Origin of the sequence: Yokenella regensburgei, assembly GCF_051486985.1 — a bacterium.
Taxonomy (GTDB): Bacteria; Pseudomonadota; Gammaproteobacteria; order Enterobacterales; family Enterobacteriaceae; genus CBFFRJ01.
The window spans coordinates 1-15,061 of sequence record NZ_JAHVDV010000009.1 but is presented as its reverse complement, the minus strand read 5'-3'; the positions used below and the strand labels follow the sequence as shown (position 1 = coordinate 15,061).

Annotated in this window: 28 protein-coding genes and 1 pseudogene; 8 read left to right on the top strand and 21 right to left on the bottom strand. The window is 50.3% G+C overall.

What is annotated here, in order from left to right:
* Nucleotides 1-28: 28 nt before the first annotated feature.
* The 5 genes from KXR87_RS08480 to KXR87_RS08460 form a co-directional block, all read right to left on the bottom strand.
* Nucleotides 29-910, bottom strand: a complete 882-nt coding sequence (locus tag KXR87_RS08480; protein WP_437431824.1) for a DNA-methyltransferase — start codon at nt 908-910, stop codon at nt 29-31.
* A 77-nt stretch (nt 911-987) separates the two neighbouring features.
* On the bottom strand, nt 988-1,452 hold the full coding sequence (locus KXR87_RS08475; protein WP_437431823.1) for a lysis protein: 465 nt from the start codon (nt 1,450-1,452) through the stop codon (nt 988-990).
* On the bottom strand, nt 1,442-1,939 hold the full coding sequence (locus tag KXR87_RS08470) for a lysozyme (RefSeq protein WP_437431929.1): 498 nt from the start codon (nt 1,937-1,939) through the stop codon (nt 1,442-1,444). Before KXR87_RS08470 ends, KXR87_RS08475 begins: the two co-directional genes overlap by 11 nt.
* A gap of 7 nt (nt 1,940-1,946) precedes the next feature.
* On the bottom strand, nt 1,947-2,186 hold the full coding sequence (locus KXR87_RS08465) for a class II holin family protein (RefSeq protein ID WP_164529886.1): 240 nt from the start codon (nt 2,184-2,186) through the stop codon (nt 1,947-1,949).
* A 114-nt stretch (nt 2,187-2,300) separates the two neighbouring features.
* Entirely contained in the window at nt 2,301-2,405 is a 105-nt protein-coding gene (locus KXR87_RS08460; RefSeq protein WP_437431928.1) for a DUF3927 family protein, read from the bottom strand.
* A 113-nt stretch (nt 2,406-2,518) separates the two neighbouring features.
* Between KXR87_RS08460 and KXR87_RS08455 the strand changes: the two genes are divergently transcribed.
* Nucleotides 2,519-2,707 carry a type II toxin-antitoxin system HicA family toxin gene (locus KXR87_RS08455; protein ID WP_437431822.1) on the top strand — a complete coding sequence of 63 codons (189 nt, stop codon included), beginning with the start codon at nt 2,519-2,521 and terminating at the stop codon, nt 2,705-2,707.
* A 63-nt stretch (nt 2,708-2,770) separates the two neighbouring features.
* Nucleotides 2,771-3,178: a type II toxin-antitoxin system HicB family antitoxin gene (locus KXR87_RS08450; protein WP_437431821.1), complete on the top strand. Its 408-nt coding sequence runs from the start codon at nt 2,771-2,773 to the stop codon at nt 3,176-3,178.
* Between the two features lie 163 nt (nt 3,179-3,341).
* Here KXR87_RS08450 and KXR87_RS08445 read toward each other — a convergent pair whose 3' ends face one another.
* The 16 genes and pseudogenes from KXR87_RS08445 to KXR87_RS08370 form a co-directional block, all read right to left on the bottom strand.
* Nucleotides 3,342-4,172 (bottom strand): antitermination protein Q, encoded by an 831-nt coding sequence (locus tag KXR87_RS08445; RefSeq protein WP_437431820.1) that lies wholly within the window; start codon nt 4,170-4,172, stop codon nt 3,342-3,344.
* Nucleotides 4,169-4,531, bottom strand: coding sequence for a crossover junction endodeoxyribonuclease RusA (gene rusA / locus KXR87_RS08440; RefSeq protein WP_437431819.1), 363 nt, complete (start codon nt 4,529-4,531; stop codon nt 4,169-4,171). Before rusA ends, KXR87_RS08445 begins: the two co-directional genes overlap by 4 nt.
* Nucleotides 4,528-4,818: a DUF1364 domain-containing protein gene (locus KXR87_RS08435; RefSeq protein WP_437431818.1), complete on the bottom strand. Its 291-nt coding sequence runs from the start codon at nt 4,816-4,818 to the stop codon at nt 4,528-4,530. Before KXR87_RS08435 ends, rusA begins: the two co-directional genes overlap by 4 nt.
* A gap of 2 nt (nt 4,819-4,820) precedes the next feature.
* A complete protein-coding gene (locus KXR87_RS08430) occupies nt 4,821-5,027 on the bottom strand; it encodes a hypothetical protein (protein WP_437431817.1) in 207 nt (68 codons plus the stop codon).
* Nucleotides 5,027-5,623: a DUF1367 family protein gene (locus KXR87_RS08425; RefSeq protein ID WP_437431816.1), complete on the bottom strand. Its 597-nt coding sequence runs from the start codon at nt 5,621-5,623 to the stop codon at nt 5,027-5,029. Before KXR87_RS08425 ends, KXR87_RS08430 begins: the two co-directional genes overlap by 1 nt.
* Nucleotides 5,624-5,708: 85 nt before the next feature.
* Complete coding sequence (locus tag KXR87_RS08420; RefSeq protein ID WP_437431815.1) at nt 5,709-5,990, bottom strand: hypothetical protein; 282 nt, start codon at nt 5,988-5,990, stop codon at nt 5,709-5,711.
* 19 nt (nt 5,991-6,009) lie between these two features.
* Nucleotides 6,010-6,264: pseudogene (locus KXR87_RS08415) on the bottom strand (DNA polymerase III subunit theta).
* On the bottom strand, nt 6,265-6,597 hold the full coding sequence (locus KXR87_RS08410; RefSeq protein ID WP_437431814.1) for a hypothetical protein: 333 nt from the start codon (nt 6,595-6,597) through the stop codon (nt 6,265-6,267).
* Nucleotides 6,598-6,672: 75 nt separating this feature from the next.
* The gene (locus KXR87_RS08405; protein ID WP_437431813.1) at nt 6,673-7,278 is read right to left on the bottom strand and encodes a hypothetical protein; all 606 of its coding nucleotides are present in this window, start codon (nt 7,276-7,278) and stop codon (nt 6,673-6,675) included.
* Entirely contained in the window at nt 7,275-8,111 is an 837-nt protein-coding gene (locus KXR87_RS08400) for a DNA adenine methylase (RefSeq protein WP_437431812.1), read from the bottom strand. The genes KXR87_RS08405 and KXR87_RS08400 overlap by 4 nt, the downstream gene beginning before the upstream one ends.
* Nucleotides 8,108-8,773: a hypothetical protein gene (locus KXR87_RS08395; protein ID WP_437431811.1), complete on the bottom strand. Its 666-nt coding sequence runs from the start codon at nt 8,771-8,773 to the stop codon at nt 8,108-8,110. The genes KXR87_RS08400 and KXR87_RS08395 overlap by 4 nt, the downstream gene beginning before the upstream one ends.
* Complete coding sequence (locus KXR87_RS08390) at nt 8,770-9,141, bottom strand: DUF977 family protein (RefSeq protein WP_437431810.1); 372 nt, start codon at nt 9,139-9,141, stop codon at nt 8,770-8,772. The genes KXR87_RS08395 and KXR87_RS08390 overlap by 4 nt, the downstream gene beginning before the upstream one ends.
* 14 nt (nt 9,142-9,155) lie before the next feature.
* Nucleotides 9,156-9,908: an ATP-binding protein gene (locus tag KXR87_RS08385; RefSeq protein WP_437431809.1), complete on the bottom strand. Its 753-nt coding sequence runs from the start codon at nt 9,906-9,908 to the stop codon at nt 9,156-9,158.
* A 2-nt stretch (nt 9,909-9,910) separates the two neighbouring features.
* Nucleotides 9,911-10,888, bottom strand: coding sequence for a replication protein (locus KXR87_RS08380; RefSeq protein ID WP_437431808.1), 978 nt, complete (start codon nt 10,886-10,888; stop codon nt 9,911-9,913).
* An 84-nt stretch (nt 10,889-10,972) separates the two neighbouring features.
* Entirely contained in the window at nt 10,973-11,521 is a 549-nt protein-coding gene (locus tag KXR87_RS08375; RefSeq protein WP_437431807.1) for a toxin YdaT domain-containing protein, read from the bottom strand.
* Nucleotides 11,522-11,558: 37 nt separating this feature from the next.
* Nucleotides 11,559-11,768 (bottom strand): helix-turn-helix transcriptional regulator, encoded by a 210-nt coding sequence (locus tag KXR87_RS08370; RefSeq protein WP_437431806.1) that lies wholly within the window; start codon nt 11,766-11,768, stop codon nt 11,559-11,561.
* Between the two features lie 110 nt (nt 11,769-11,878).
* Here KXR87_RS08370 and KXR87_RS08365 point away from each other — a divergent pair, with 110 nt between their 5' ends.
* From KXR87_RS08365 to KXR87_RS08340, 6 genes are all read left to right on the top strand, one after another.
* A complete protein-coding gene (locus KXR87_RS08365) occupies nt 11,879-12,538 on the top strand; it encodes a LexA family protein (protein WP_437431927.1) in 660 nt (219 codons plus the stop codon).
* Nucleotides 12,539-12,624: 86 nt separating this feature from the next.
* Nucleotides 12,625-13,041 carry a hypothetical protein gene (locus KXR87_RS08360; protein ID WP_437431805.1) on the top strand — a complete coding sequence of 139 codons (417 nt, stop codon included), beginning with the start codon at nt 12,625-12,627 and terminating at the stop codon, nt 13,039-13,041.
* A gap of 325 nt (nt 13,042-13,366) precedes the next feature.
* Nucleotides 13,367-13,651 carry a host cell division inhibitory peptide Kil gene (kil, locus tag KXR87_RS08355; RefSeq protein WP_437431804.1) on the top strand — a complete coding sequence of 95 codons (285 nt, stop codon included), beginning with the start codon at nt 13,367-13,369 and terminating at the stop codon, nt 13,649-13,651.
* Entirely contained in the window at nt 13,648-13,845 is a 198-nt protein-coding gene (locus tag KXR87_RS08350) for a DUF1482 family protein (RefSeq protein WP_437431803.1), read from the top strand. Before kil ends, KXR87_RS08350 begins: the two co-directional genes overlap by 4 nt.
* Before the next feature lie 12 nt (nt 13,846-13,857).
* Nucleotides 13,858-14,016, top strand: coding sequence for a YdaE family protein (locus tag KXR87_RS08345; protein ID WP_437431802.1), 159 nt, complete (start codon nt 13,858-13,860; stop codon nt 14,014-14,016).
* A 136-nt stretch (nt 14,017-14,152) separates the two neighbouring features.
* Nucleotides 14,153-15,061: RecE family exodeoxyribonuclease (locus KXR87_RS08340; protein ID WP_437431801.1), on the top strand; the 909-nt coding region annotated here is incomplete at its 3' end.

The following is a 15,061-nucleotide window of genomic DNA, read 5'->3' as shown; positions in this document are numbered from 1 at the left end:
ACAAAGGAAAGTATCACATCAATAAAGGTTATTCAGCGACTTTTCTAAATGTAACCATTCCGTGCTGAATTTTACTCTCAAGCCCAATACGCTCTTTAGCAACTTCGCAATGACTTGCAAGCAATTCAAATCCAACTGAATTTCTGGATAATTTTTCAGAAACCAGCAAGGTGGTACCTGATCCAGCGAATGGATCCAAAACGAGATCACCCGGTTTAGTGAAAAGCTTAATAAACCATTCAGGCAGAGACTCTGGAAACGCAGCGCTATGGCTTTTGTTTCCGCATTCGGTAGCCATGTGGAGAACGTTTGTTGGGTAAGCCATTTCTCTTTCCTGCCAGTTAGAAATATTCTTTCCAAAGCCACTTCCCACTCGCGACTCATCACGAATGACGTCTGTAGAGCTAAGTTTTTTCAATCGCTCTTTTTTCCAATCCCCCATTGGAACCATAACTGCATCTTGGTACATCGCGAACTTTTTGGCTTTTGTAAAATGTAGACAGCGCTCCCAAGAATCTCGAAACCGATTCGGCCATTTCCCAGGGAAAGAGTTTTTCTTATGCCAGATATATTCTTCCGTCCATAACCATCCAAGCTGGCGCAGTCGGATTATTAACTCCAGTACGTATGTGTGCCTTTCGCCATTTACAGCCTTTTCTTTGATGTTAAGCACAAACGAGCCAGTTGGTTTAATAACACGATGTAGTTGCTCAGCGATGGGAGAGAACCACTCCACATATTTATCGGGAGAAATGCCACCATAAGTCCCTTTGCGCTGGTCTGCATAAGGTGGAGATGTAACAACGAGATCGACGCATGATTCATCCATCATGGATAATAAATTGAGACAGTCACCCTGATAGAGATTTGTTCCCTCTGTCATGATTTTAGTGGTGGCTTTTTTTAACATCCCATAGACCTCATTATGAAAGTGTTTGGATACTATCAAGCAAAAGAAAAAAGGTCCAGTGATTTGTGCAAAAATGATCACCTCAAGCACTGCCCACGCACATACGCCTGCAGGCCAGTCAGTTGTTTGGTGATGGTTTCGATTCGCTCTCTGAGGGTGAAATAATCCCGTTCAGCGGCGTCAGTAAGTCGGGCGGTGTTGCCATCATCCACGCTGGTGGTGCTGGCCGTTCCGTTCGTGGGACATTTTGCGTTGATGCGCAGCCCGCACTTGCCAGAGCTAACGCAACGCTGCAGATCATCAAGCTGCTTTTTCGCATCTGCTAAATCCTTTGTGTATTTCTCATCCAGTGCGGCAACGTCACGCTGGCGCACCTTCATATCGTTAATGGTGTCGTTCGCCAGGGCGAGTTGTTCAGCAGCCTTATCGCGCTGCTCTTTGTAGGTGATGGCATTATCGCGGTAGTGATTGACCGCCCAGCCGAGCGCCACCAGCAGGCCGGCGACTCCCAGCAAGATAATTAGTTTTGCTTTAAAGGTCATGTTTACCTTCCGCCAGGCACATGGAGCGCTCCATCTCGCGCCGGTTCTGTAGTCCCTTCCATTTCATGCCACCAGCGTAAACCCAACGGCGCATCTCTTCGCACGCACCTGCATGGTCGCCTGTATTGAGTTTCCGCAGGAGAGTGGATTTAGAAAACGCGTCAGCTCCGACATTGAACACGAAGCTGTAAAGCGCCGCACGCTGGTATTCTCCAAGAGGTACTTTCACCAGGCTGTCCACCGTACGCTTGGCTGGCTGGAGGTCTTTCCACAGCAGCTGATCACACTCGCGATCGGTATACGTTCTACCCCTGACGATATCCCGCCCTGTATGACCGTCACAGACAGTCCACACACCTGCGACGTCTTTATAGGCTTCATACTTCCGGCCTTCGACGCCATCCTGCCCACCGAGGAACAGTGAGGCGATCAGCATCGCGCCACCACCAGCTGCGGCTATCAGTTTATTGCGAAGGCTACTGGTCATCGGCATATCATTCATCTCCTACCTTTACCGCCGGACCGTATTTCTCCAGTGCTTTTACCTGCGCATTGGCGACCTTACGTTTGAAATACCAGTTAATGAGTCCGGTAACGATTATCCCGGCAATACCTGCCAGTACGCCGATGGCGCTCCATTCGTCAGGACTCAGTTTTGTGAGGACGCCGTTCAGGATGGTTCCTCCTGAGGTGCCGAGGGCGACTCCGGTGACTAGTTTGCTCATATGGGACATATCTCTCACCTCCGATAAGGTCGGGGTGCTGTGTGAGTAGTTGGAGGGTGACAACCAATTGGCGGCCAAAATGCACTCTGTAAAAGACGCCCGGCGGACGCCTTTAGAAGAATGTTATTTCGTTTTCTTAAGGAGCGGCCAGAGCAGAAGTACCGCACTAGCCACCAGCACACAGTCAGCCAAGATCGACATCAGCTTGCTGGTAAAGTCGAGGACGATTACCGAACAGCAGGACTACCGAAACGCATTTAGTAGGTATGATACCCACAAATATCTTGACCTCCATAGTATGAGTGGGTATTATACCCACAAGTTAACGAGATGGAGGATTGATGAGCAGTGCAGAGTTAATGAACAGACTGATGGCTGATGGATGGGTTAAGCAGCGGCAAAACGGAAGTCATGTAACGCTGAGTAAGCCAGGGGTACAGGATATTATCACCGTACCCCACCCCAGAAAGGATGCATCAAAGGGGGTTATCCGACAGGCTCAAAGAACGTCAGGAATTAAGTTGTTATAACAAGGGTGCGGCGCAAGCCGCCCCTCTCTGCAACGGTCATCATCCGTAACTGATGAGGTGAATATGATTTATCCGCTCTTTATTTTCAGAACAGACAGCGGCACGTATGACGGCTATTTTCCTGATGTGGAGGGATGTTTCTTTGCCGGTGATACGTTCGAGTCGGCCATACGCGATGCGGAAACCGCGTTCGGGCAGCACATGGAAGTGCTCACGGAACAAGGCGGCCATGTTCCAGCGCCTCGCGATCCGGGTGATTATCTGGGTGACGAAAGATTAACCGCCGATGGTGGTTTTCTCGCGCTGGTGGAGATTGATCCGACCAAGTATGAAACCAAAGCTGTTAAGTTCAATCTTACGATGCCTGGCAATCTGTTAAACGCGATGGATCGTTACATCGAACAGAACGGGCATAAAAACCGCTCTGCGTTTCTTGCCGACTTAGCCAGGAAAGAGATCGCCAGAAACTGATTTATGGGCACCTTCGGGTGCCTTTTCTTTTGACGCAAAAAAACCCGCTCAGTGGCGGGTTTCGTAACGGTGAACACACAATGCCCATCGTTGAAATGAAATTAACACAGATTCGGGAAAAGTAAACAGTCCACGATTGAAACGCACACCGTTTTCGTGAGCTTTATCGTGTTATCAGCTTGAGCTGCGCTTCTGCCCAGGCTTCTTCAATATCAAACTTGGTGATCAACTGGTCGTAAAATGGCTTGACCGACTTCTTCCATGTATCCAGGCTGATTGCATCAGTGATCTGGCAGACAGCTGCATGAGCCTCTGTCGAAGGAATCCGCTCATAACCGCGACCACTGCAGCGCTTACAGGCAGCCAGCACTGGCACGCCCTGCTCCTCTGTAAGTACCTGATTCACTGCCAGCCCCCTCCCATGACAATCTCTACAGGCGCAGCTGACAACCTTCTTCCCTTTGCAGGTCGCGCATAGAACACGAGCCATTCCTTTTACCTGGCGCCGGTTCTGATGCTGCGAGGGAATAACCTTCAGTCCCCATTTCTTGGATTTTTGTATGATGTCCTTTGCGCACCCAGACATGCTGGTTTTCATAGTGAAGACATCAGCCTCGATAAAACCCTGCCCCGCGCAGCAATAGCACAGTTTTACGCTGGCAGCGCTGCGCGAGTAGTCTTCAAAAGCGAACGTAGCCAGATGATGCATTACCAGCGGCTTAACTCCGTCGCCCAGCTTGCGCAGCGCAGCAACTTTGTCGCATTTGGTCAGCGCATATTCGGTCAGCAGCGCGATCGCCCTCTCCCGGTCGTTATGACTGATCCCCATCTTACCGAGGAAAGCGCTGTAACCCATGGCGGCACGTTCCTGTGTCATGCCAATGGCTGCCATGACGTCCGTACCAGTCAGAGAATCTGATGAGGTGGCACGCGGGGAATCGCTGATCATCGTGGACTTTGCAAAGTGGTATTTCACGGTGTTTTCGAGGTTCATGCTGGCTCCAGCTCAGTGATGGTTAATTCCAGTTTGCCGCCCTTAATAATCGGCATCCGCTTTACGCGGTAATCGTCTACCTGCTGGTCGTCCTGCCAGAATCCGGCTTTCGTCAGCGCGTCGAATGCCGCCTTCTGAAGATTGTCCAGGTCTCTGCGTCGGCGGTCTGGCATATGGCACTTGATACTGATCTTCACCGGCGCAGTGATGCCGATATCCAGCATTCCGTCTTTGATGATTTGGGCTACGTGGTCGCGGTACGCCTGCCCTTCTTTGCTGATGTGCGTACGTCCACGATTGTGCCGGTAGTAGCGGTTGTTGCTCGGCGGCCATGTCAGGCTGATTCGATATTCGTTCATATTTTTACTTTCCCTTCTTTCAGCCAGATAACCTGTGTGCGGGCCATGCCTTCAAGCGCGCACTCCTTTGCGTAATCTGCATCGACTACGCGGGTGCGGCGGTCTAATTCGTCGTGGCAACTGCTACAGGCGATAGTAGCGATCAGATCAGGCGGCTTGATACCGGTACCGCAAAGTCCGGCCAGGCGGATATGCGCCAGAACTGTCGTTTCAGGATTGCCATTGCAGACGCCGGGGATCCGCATCTGACATTCGCGACCGCGGGCCTCTTTGCGTAAATCTGCCATGATCACCCCCAGACCTTTTGGCAGAATGCCCTCGGCGTACGTTCTTGCCGCCGGGCTTCCGGTAACCAGACGCTGACGGTCCAGGTGAAGTAATCGTGGTTCAGGCTGCGCTCGACCTTCACGCCACGCGCACGGTATGTTGCCACCAGTTCGTCAGCCTGCGCCGTCGTGCAGTCGGTATGTTGGAACCATGAGGATTTCATCGCCATCACCCCGCATAGCTCATCAACTGCGCTGCAGCATTCTCCGCTTCCGATTTACAGGTAAATACGCGGGAGAGGATGAAGCGCCATAACACGTTGAGAGATTCGTTGTAGAGAGGGGCAAACGTGGTGTCGTCCATGTTTGCAAATGAAATGCTTTTTGCTCGCTTGCGCTGGGTGCCATCCGGCAGGTTTACGATGTCATAATACCCGGCGCTTACTATGACCCATTCCCGATAAGCGTCGAACGATTTACTGGCAGTGATATTTGATGAACGGCGCTCTGCTACGTCAGCAAAGAACTCTTCTGCATAAGACGTAAGGGCGTCACCGTTACCCACCCGGAGGGCCAGATAACCTGCATAGCGATTTACTATGGATTTTTCAGCAGGCGTTATCGCACCGCCGTTCGGCTCCCAGTATTCGAAGCCCAGATTCAGGAGAGAGAAATATTTGCGGTGTAAAGCGGCATTGCGTACCTGGCGGAACTCGCCTTCCAGCACGGCACCGAGCTTGCATTTAGAATGCAGAAAATCTCTGGTCTCCGGCGTAGCGGGGATCAGGATTCCTGAGGGGTGCTTGATGAGTTGTAACTGCGCCATGGGTTTCTCCGTGGCGCACAGGTTGTCAGTTGTTCAGGCTGACAGAGGTATTATGAATGGGTGATTTCAGGAAATCAAAGAATGTTTAAATCTCTCCATGAACCTCTGGAGGAACGGGGCTCATTCGTGAAGATTCTATCAAATCCACAATCTCTTTCCCTGATACATCTCGTGCAATAGCGACAGCATACCGCTGCCCCATGTGATGAATTATCTGTACAGAAAAATGCCTGGTAGGGAACTGAGGGCTATCTCCATTCGCAGGGTCAAATGTGATGTCAGAATACAAAACATCACCCTCTTCATGCTCAACATGCTTGATCTCGCCATCTCGCTTATAACCAATCAAAAGATAATCCACCAACATTACATCACCTCTCATCGTGTTACTTTTTAGTGGCATCAGCCATTTCAATGTACCGCGAGTCGCTCGCTCGCGGCAGATGCAAGCTCTTTTCTCGGTAGAAGCGCACGCGCTCCATGAAATATTCGAGAAGGTGATCAGGCTGATCGCGAGCTGACTATCCAGCGATTACCGGCATGTTCAGTCGCTCTTTATGTACTACCCCGGAGGCGGCAAGATCAACGTTAACCCTGTCGCGGTCCTCCTGAGGTTTTGCTGCAATATTCCAGTCTGACATTTATCTAGCCACCTTTGGTGAGTATTCTTTTTTCCACAAGTCATACTCAACTGGTATCGGATCGCCACATGATGTCTTGATTAACTCGTTCTTTCGATTTCCTTCCGCGTTACAAACGACCATGACCACATCTTTAAGGACCTCATCAAAGCAAGTAAAGATTGCATTGACCGTGTAACTATCTCCCCTCCAATTGACATAAGCCTTGTCTAAAGCCCACTTTGATTTCGCTTGGTCGGTAAACGAACTTCTCAGAAGATTATGGATTGCCTCGTATGCTGAGCCGTAGTCACACCAGAGGTCGTCTTCATCTTCAATTCTGAATAATTTCATAAGCCAATCGCCTCACTTTTTAAGGCGTATGTTATGACATATAAAGCATAAGGAATACGCCTAATGGCTCCTTAACTACATCTCGTGCTGCGGTACTATTGCGAGCAAGCGCATTGACTCCTCACGAGCGTCACAGCTCCATACCGCGCTGAATGTTCCACGGCTGCCGTCGCTATCCAGTAGACGATTAATCGCACCACGAACATCAGCAGGCAATGTGCAATCCGTAGTAATAGGTTCGTCTCTACCCTGAAGCATGGCGGCGCAGGCAACGCGGAAACTTCCTACCACGGCACATGTGCCAATCATGTCCATATTTCTGCTGCCGTCAGCGTTGTAATACTCATCCGGCAACTTAACGGTGAGCGTGAGGGACTCCACCGAGCAAAGGCGCTTACCTAATCCGTGGTTTGTCCTCTCCAGAGAATCAATCCGGTCGGCCTGCTGATTGATGTGGCAGTCCTGCGCTGCGTTAGCTGTCTGTAATTTCGCAATCAGCGCCTTATCAGCCTCACTTTCGACCAATAACGCCTGGATTTTCTGTGCCTGCATTTCAATGACGTTTACCGGGCATAACCCAGTGATAACTGAATATTCCCGTGAATTACCGCGCAAAGCGTGCGCCTGCATTTCAACATTCGCGTACAGCGCTTTGAGTGCCTGAATCTGTTCGTTGGTCATGCTGCACGCTCCTGTTTCTGCTGTGCTGCCGGGTTAATCCAGAGGCATTCGGTACGGACTTTGGTGCCTCGCCCAGCGCTGATACGCGATTCCTTTTCTGACTTAAACCAGCCGGTCAGCATGTCGTTATAAACTTCATGGTCGTAACCGCTGATCATCACCATTCCCTGCATCGTTCTGGCCACAGCAAGCAGTTGCTCATGACCCTGAACTGTCATTTCATGGTTGTAGTAGCGATTTCCCTGGACGCGTGTTTCGGGAACATACGGCGGATCGATATAGTGCAAGGTCGTTTCGGCATCGTGGGCCCGCATCACTTCAAAAGCGTCTTTGTTCTCAATAATGACGCCCTGCAGGCGCTGGCAGATGACAGCAAGGTTTGAAGGGTAACGCTCCCACAGATGTGCAGCTGTAGCGTATTTGCGCTTGCTGTCGCTGCGGAAACCCGATGTGCCGCCGATACCAGCAGCTGAACCAAATCCCATGCATGCACGTACCACCATGCGGCGGGCACGTTCTACCGGATCAGTGGTTTCTTCGCGAGCGGCGCAAAACTCATCGCGGGAATATGGCGTAAGAATGCATGCATCCTGCAGGCGCTGATTCATATCCGCATCACGCAGTACGCGAAACAGGTTCACTACTTCGCCATCGAGATCGTTATAAACTTCGGCGTAACTACGGGGCTTTTGCAGGAGCACCCCGGCAGCTCCTCCGAACGGCTCAACGTAGCAAACGTGATCCGGCATCTGCTGGATAATCCACGATGCCAGACGGAACTTGCCGCCGTGGTAACGGATTGCCGGGTGCTTGATTTTGGTTTCGGTGCTCATCCCTGCGCTCCTTTGCTCTCGCGAAGCTGGCGGGCGAATGAAGACGCAAGTTCAGACAACTTGGCGTAGATAACAACCTGCCTGTCGAAATACCCTCCAGACTGTAATTTTTGATGCTGGGCAGACATTTCGGCGGCAAACATCTCTACCCCTTCTGCTCGAAGGGCTGCGATTGCGGCGTCGGTAGCGGGGGTTTCGATATTGGGTAGAAGAGCGTAATCGCAAACCGTATCAATAGAAGGGTCGCATCTATCATCTTCATTACGTGGGCGTTCGCCAACCTTCGAAGATGTTTGCATGATTACACCCCAGCAAATACTGGTAACTTCTTCCGACCACCCATCGCAAGCATCACCGCGATAGTCATCAATTGCTGCCTCTGCGTTTTCTGCGGCTTCTTTGGCTGTTTTGTGCCATTCAAATCCGTGCTCTGAACCATATGAGAAAAACGCATCACCAGATTTCAGGGCTTCCATCTCCGCCACCACCGCGTCGCGCTGCTCAGTCAGCAGGCGGACCTGTTCGGCTTGCTCTGCTATGCCACCCTGGTAGGCTTCCCACATGTGCTGGGTTTTTACACGCTCAAATTCACCTGCAGCGTTAACAGTTGGCGGATAGCCGTTGTTGTTCTGGGTAAACCACGCGATAAATTTCTGTTTCATGCCCGTGCACTCCCGAAAATTTTGTGGATGCGGTAGCCCTGCCAGTTCTGACGGCACTCATCGAAAATGCCATTACCGTTTCGCTGCATCGCCTCAATCTTCAAACGTCGTTGGCCATACGGGCGGCGTGCGCGGGAGATGTTGTATTCCGCTATCGTTTTTTTGTTGCGGAACAGGCCGAATTTTTCAAAGCGGATTACTTCGCCAGTGGCCCCTGCGTCAAGGAAGCGGCGCCGCATGGTTTCCTGCTCAATGCCAAAATGTTTGGCGGCCTCAGAGGTTGTCAGGCGACCGCGTGATTTGACCAGGGCGATGATTTCGCGAATCAGCTGCTCGCGGAGTTCTTTGGTTGCGTATTTATGTGCCATGTTTATCTCCCGATTCACTTCACTGGCCGCAGGTGGCTAACGTTCTTGCGGTAGCTTCCCCAGTCAAAATTCACCCACATTCCGCCATCCATTTGCAGGCGGTCCATGACGCGAGCACCCAGCGTTGAAACCAGCTCGCCGTGGTTCAGGTTGGTCAGGATGCCAACGGGACGCATGGAGGACAGCCGGCGATCGATAACCTGGTTGATGATTACCTTTTCGCCGCTGGTGCCGCGCTGAATGCCGACCTCATCAAGCACCAGAAGGTCTACGCCGCAGAGGTCATTGAGCAGTGACGATTCGGACTGCCCATCGTCGTAGCACTCGCGAACGCGGAGCATCAGGTCAGGAATAGTCACCACCAGAACAGAATGGCCAGCAGCCAGCAGGTGATTGCCAATTGCCGCTGCAAGATGATTCTTGCCCGTGCCTGGCGCGCCGCTGAACACGAAGCTGGCGAACCCGCCGCCGCCAAAGTTCTGCGCATAGCTTTTCGCCATGCTGAATGCCTGCCGTTGTTCAGGGCTGGAAACCTTGTAGTTTGCAAACGAGCAGCTGCGGTGAAGCGCCTGGATGCCGGCACGACCGAAGATTTTTTCTGCCCGGTTACGCTGGTTAAGTTTGTTGATTTCATCGCAGCGCTTACGACCTTCCTCCTCCTGCCATGCCTGCCACTCAGCTACGCTGGTGAACTTCGGCGTAACAGTTTCTGGGATGATTCGCTTCAGACGCTCAAGCGCGCCACCAGTACCGATCATGTTTTTCATCGTTACCCCCTGAAACCATCTGGAATATTTTTGCCAGGCTGCGAAATCTCGTTCACATCCCGGGCAGCTTTACGACTCTGGAAGCCGAACTTTGGCTTGAACAGGCCCTGATATCCGTTTGCAATGCTGGTGTTAATGACTTCGACAGGGTCAAAGCCTTCATCCAGGCAATCCTTCAGGAGCTTGAAAGCTTTGGTGACGGTCAGTTCGGTTTTGATGGCTTTGCCAGACTGTTGGCGATAAGCCACCCATTCCTCCCAGGACGATGAATTCAGCCATTCAGGAACTGGAATACTCAGTGGGTCAAACTTCACTTTCCCCTTTGGGGGATTAAAGGGGGTTAGATCTTTTATATTTGTCTTTGGAAGAATGTCTTTGGTGTTCCCTGTTTCCGGGGATACCTTTCCCTGTTTTTGGGGATAACTATCCCCGTTTTCAGGGATGGTTTGAGGTGGGTTTTCCCCATCCCCTTTTTCAGGGATAACCATCCCTTTTTTCAGGGATAACCATCCCTGTTTCCGAGGAATGTAGATATTGTCTTCGGGGATGGTAATAACCAATGCAAATACTTCAGCAACCGGAAATTCAACCGGACACTTTGTGCAATTGGGCTTAATGTAGGCCCATTTGTCTAGGCTGGTATTGATCCCTATGTATCTTGTTTGCCCGATACGGCGCAGGGTAATGATGTTCCGATAGGCAAGACTCAGCACGGCTTCGGATACGTGTTTTACCTTCAGCGTGGTTTTATCCGCAATGAGGCTGTTAGCGATCCGGTCTGTTTTTTTTGACCAGCCATACGTCAGCCGGACAATCGCATTCAGAACACGGAACTCACGCCCCGACAGCTCGACGATACACAAGGCGTCCTGGATCTGATTGGCTAAGCGAAGATAGCCTTTTTCCAGATCGGCCATGCGACTCTCCTGATGCGCCGGAAGAGGCGCAGGGAATTTGAATATTTCAGCGGTGTTTGACATACTGCTCTCCGCAATTACGCACAGTTTTTGCACCTGAAAGCCGTTGGTGTTCGAGCACCTCGGCTTTCGCCATTTTTGAACCTGTCATACTGCCCCCAGCATCGACGTTACGATTGTCATCAGTGGGCCAACCTGATCCGGCATCAGCCGAAACAGGCTTGCTATCCCCTCACTCACCTCCTTCAGTTTTTGATGCTCAGGTGCGCCCAGCAGCACCGCCTGCTTTGCTTCCGCACACTCCTTCATTGCTGCCGCTATGCGCGACATTGTGTCCTCCTGCGGCGCCAGGCGGGTACGGAACTCCAGCGGGAGAACGGCCATGATTGCCGGTGTCAGTAAACGGACGTTTTCAGCTGCGTACTCCGTCTCGCCATCCAGCCAGCGAAAAATCTTCTGCATCTGCCGGGCCGGTTCAGTCGGTATTTCCAGCCCTTCACCACCAACGCGATGCCACTCTTCAGCTATCAGTGCGGCCACAAATTCACGACTGCGACAGTCAGCTGCCCAGGCGCGAACGGCGGAACGGACAGCCGCCGGGCCCGGTATTTTTTCGCCTTTTACCTGATTTCGGTAAATCACTGCCTCAGGTTTAAAGGCGTTATTCTCTTGATACCTAAGTGATTGCGTCTGCATTGCTTTCCCTTTCGTGGTTTCACCATGAATATGGTGATTAAAGAGTTATTGGTGGAAGAACATCGTCAATGCCCACTGCGGCACCATGCCGATTGAGCACTGCAACGATTTTTCTGCATTGCTCAACGCTCAGGCTTCGTCTGCCATTTTCGTAATGACAAATCGCGCCTGTTGTCAGGTCGAGTTCACTCGCCATCTGGCGCTGTGTTAAGCCAACACGTTGGCGTATGTTTCGAAGGTTGTTCATTGGTCCTCCTTAAGAGACAAACTTAATATACAAATTGTATTCATATCATGCAAGACAAAATATACGTTTTGTGTCTCGCAGAAAAATATACAACTTGTATCATTTGGGGTATGACTATGAAATGGTACGAATTAGCTAAGTCCCTCATGAAAAGGGACGGCATCACTCAAGAGCAATTAGCGGAGCACCTTGGTATCACCAAAGGTGCCGTTAGCCATTGGCTAAACGCCAGAAGGGAACCCAGTATTCAGGAGATCGCAAAAATACTGAGGTTCTTAGGTAAAAAATCTTTTTCTGTTGGCGCTGACGGTTCAATCATTGATGAGAACCTCGGTGGTGACATTGCCTACGTTGGGCCTTACAAGCCAGGAAACAAATATCCAGTGCTCAGTAGCGTGCAGGCCGGAGCATGGAGCGAAGCGATTGAAGCTTACACCCTAAAAGACATTGATTTATGGCTAGAATCTGATGTCCATATTCAGGGGGAGGCATTCTGGCTTTACGTTGACGGTGACTCTATGACCGCTCCCGCTGGTTTAAGTATTCCTGAAGGTACTTACGTCCTTTTCGATACTGGCCGGGAAGCAGTAAATGGAAGTTTAGTTATCGCTAAACTTTCCGATTCCAACGAAGCAACCTTCAAAAAATTGGTGATCGATGGTGGGTTGCGCTACTTAAAAGGACTTAACCCACAATGGCCAATTGTGCATATCAATGGTAATTGTCGAATCATTGGAGTAGCGGTAGAAACTAAATTGCGTCTTATATAATTAGAATAATAGATTTTTATCATGTCTTTATGTTAGAAATCCTAGAAAAATCAATAAACTAATATTAATACTGAAAGGGATGAATCATGCTTGCAAAAGCTTTGCAATTTTGTGCTTTATTATTTATTTTTAACTCCTCACTAGTCTTCGCCGTCTCGCCTTATGACGACGACTTAAGAGCCATGTCTGGCGATCTTCGTGCAATGATAATGCAGGCTGAAAAGATAAAGAATTCTCAGGAAGCGAATAATTTGGCTAATAACTTATTTGAGTTATCTAAAAGATTGCATCGACTTGAAGAGGAAGCTGGAAGCGCAAATAACTACCTAGCACAGCAGGGCAAACCAAGCGATAAAGGCCTTGAATTTGCTCAGAACATTTCTAAGTCATTGGATTTGTCCCAACGTCTTTTAACATCATATATGTATACGATGGATCAAAAATTCTTGAACCTATCTAAAAAACAAGCGACCTTTTCACGTGAGATGCTCGCTAGCCAATAAAATTTTGGCCTGGGATAGCCAGGCTTTCACGTCACAATCTCTACCCCCTCCATTTAGATTTTTGCTGATCTAAGCTAAATCAATTTCCTTACCCTAATTCCTTCAGCATCTACGATGCTCATCCTGCAGATGACGTTCTCACAAGCATCTTAACCAATAAATAAATACCTATATAATACAAAGCGTTACCTATTTTCGCGCTTTTGGTATACATTTCGTATTGCATTGATTGGATACGTTTTGTATATTCAGTCCATCACAACGAAACAGCTTCGCGCACAGGTTTCATTAACGTTCTGACGCCGGGAAAGACCGGGAGGATGAGTTGGAAGTAACTCATAACAACGAGCAGTACAAAGTCACACCGCTGGCCAATGGCTCGCTCTGGCGTCTGACATCAATCAAACACCCTCGCGAGTCAGTTGTTCTGAACCGCAAGCAAATGAGTGTCGCAGGTCTGCTTGAACTGATGTCTTCAAGCTCCACCATAGACCTTAACAAAGCCCGTGCGGCTCAAAACAAAATCGTGATTGCCCGCTTCCTGGGTGATGCACACATGTGGCATCAGGCTGTTCAGGAATACGGCCAAGCAACGGGAGCAAAACCATGAGTACCTTGTTCGCATTAGTTCTGACGATCGGCATGACCAACGGTGATTTTCAGGATGTGGTTCTGGGCGTCTACGAAAGTCAGCAGGCATGCGAAGCAGCTGCTGTTGAGCAGAAGGTTGCGGGAGTGTGCTTTGAAGTCGAACGCATTGTCCGGGCTGGCGAACAGCCAGTTGGTTACAACGCGAATTTGTGAAAGGAGTGATTTGTGGAAATCAAATGCGGTTATTGCAGCAAACCAGTGAAGCCTGAAGAGGTAGTGAAGAGCACCCTGCTCTATCGCCACGGCGCGCAGCTGGCGCGCAAAGAACACGATTATTGCTCTGAGCAGTGCGCAGAGCATCACCAGATGGCAAACGAGCCATAACGTAAAAACCCGCCGAAGCGGGCCTGTACGTCCGGTGCCACCAACCAAAGTACACCGGAAATTACCAAAACCAATGAATACCCAATGGGCGCTATCAATGGCTCGGGGATCTTACATCCAAAAATGAGGATCTGACATGGAATTTTTCAATCTGCTTAAAGCCAGTCAGAAGTCTGGCAAGAAGGATGCAGTGATTTGGTTCACTGCGAAAAGTGCAGCGCGCGCCAATCTCCAGCTCGATGTGGCGCTTGAAGAAGCAGGCATTGAAGAAACCGGCCGCGGTAAAGATTACGCAAAACCGATCCGCACCGATTTTCCGGTAGTTAACGACCTGCCTGAGGAAGGCGCAGTGGATTACACCTGGTGCGAACGATATGAACTGGCCGAAGATGGCCGCACATGGCAGCAGAAAGCCGGCAAGGCGTCGGCAGATGAATTTCACCCTGCTTCTGAAGATACCGTCGTGGCTGATAACGCTGAAGTACTGCTTGGAAACCGCTCTGGTGCCGTTCGCCTGGCTGTTCACCTTCTTAACGACAAATACCTTACCCATATCAGCAAAGAGCAGCAAATGACTGCCAGCGAACTGTCTATGGATGAAAGCAACCTCTACATGCAGAACCTGTTGCTGGCCAAAGCAGAAGCACCGGGGTTTACGGATTTGTCAGTGCATGCCGAGTGGAAGCTGGTGCAGGCGGTTAAATCTGTTTTCCCCCAGGATGCCGACCACGACCCCGTGCTTATTTGTGAATTCATGACGGACTGGATCCAGGCTGAACCAGAGGCGCGTAATCAGATGGTTGAAGACTGGCTAAGTGCAAAGTCTGAGGACGGTACTTCGGAAGATTTTAGCAGCGACGTTGAAGAGGCTATGCAGTGGCCGGTTGCCCAATTGCCGTTTCGCAATTTACTTCTGTCCCAGTTCATCGTCGATGAGTTTACTCACCACGTCACTGCAGAACAGCGCAAAGAAATCTCCGCGCTGGAACTGGACATGGACAACAGTTATATCCAGAACATGCTGCTGGCGTCTGAAAACGCTGAC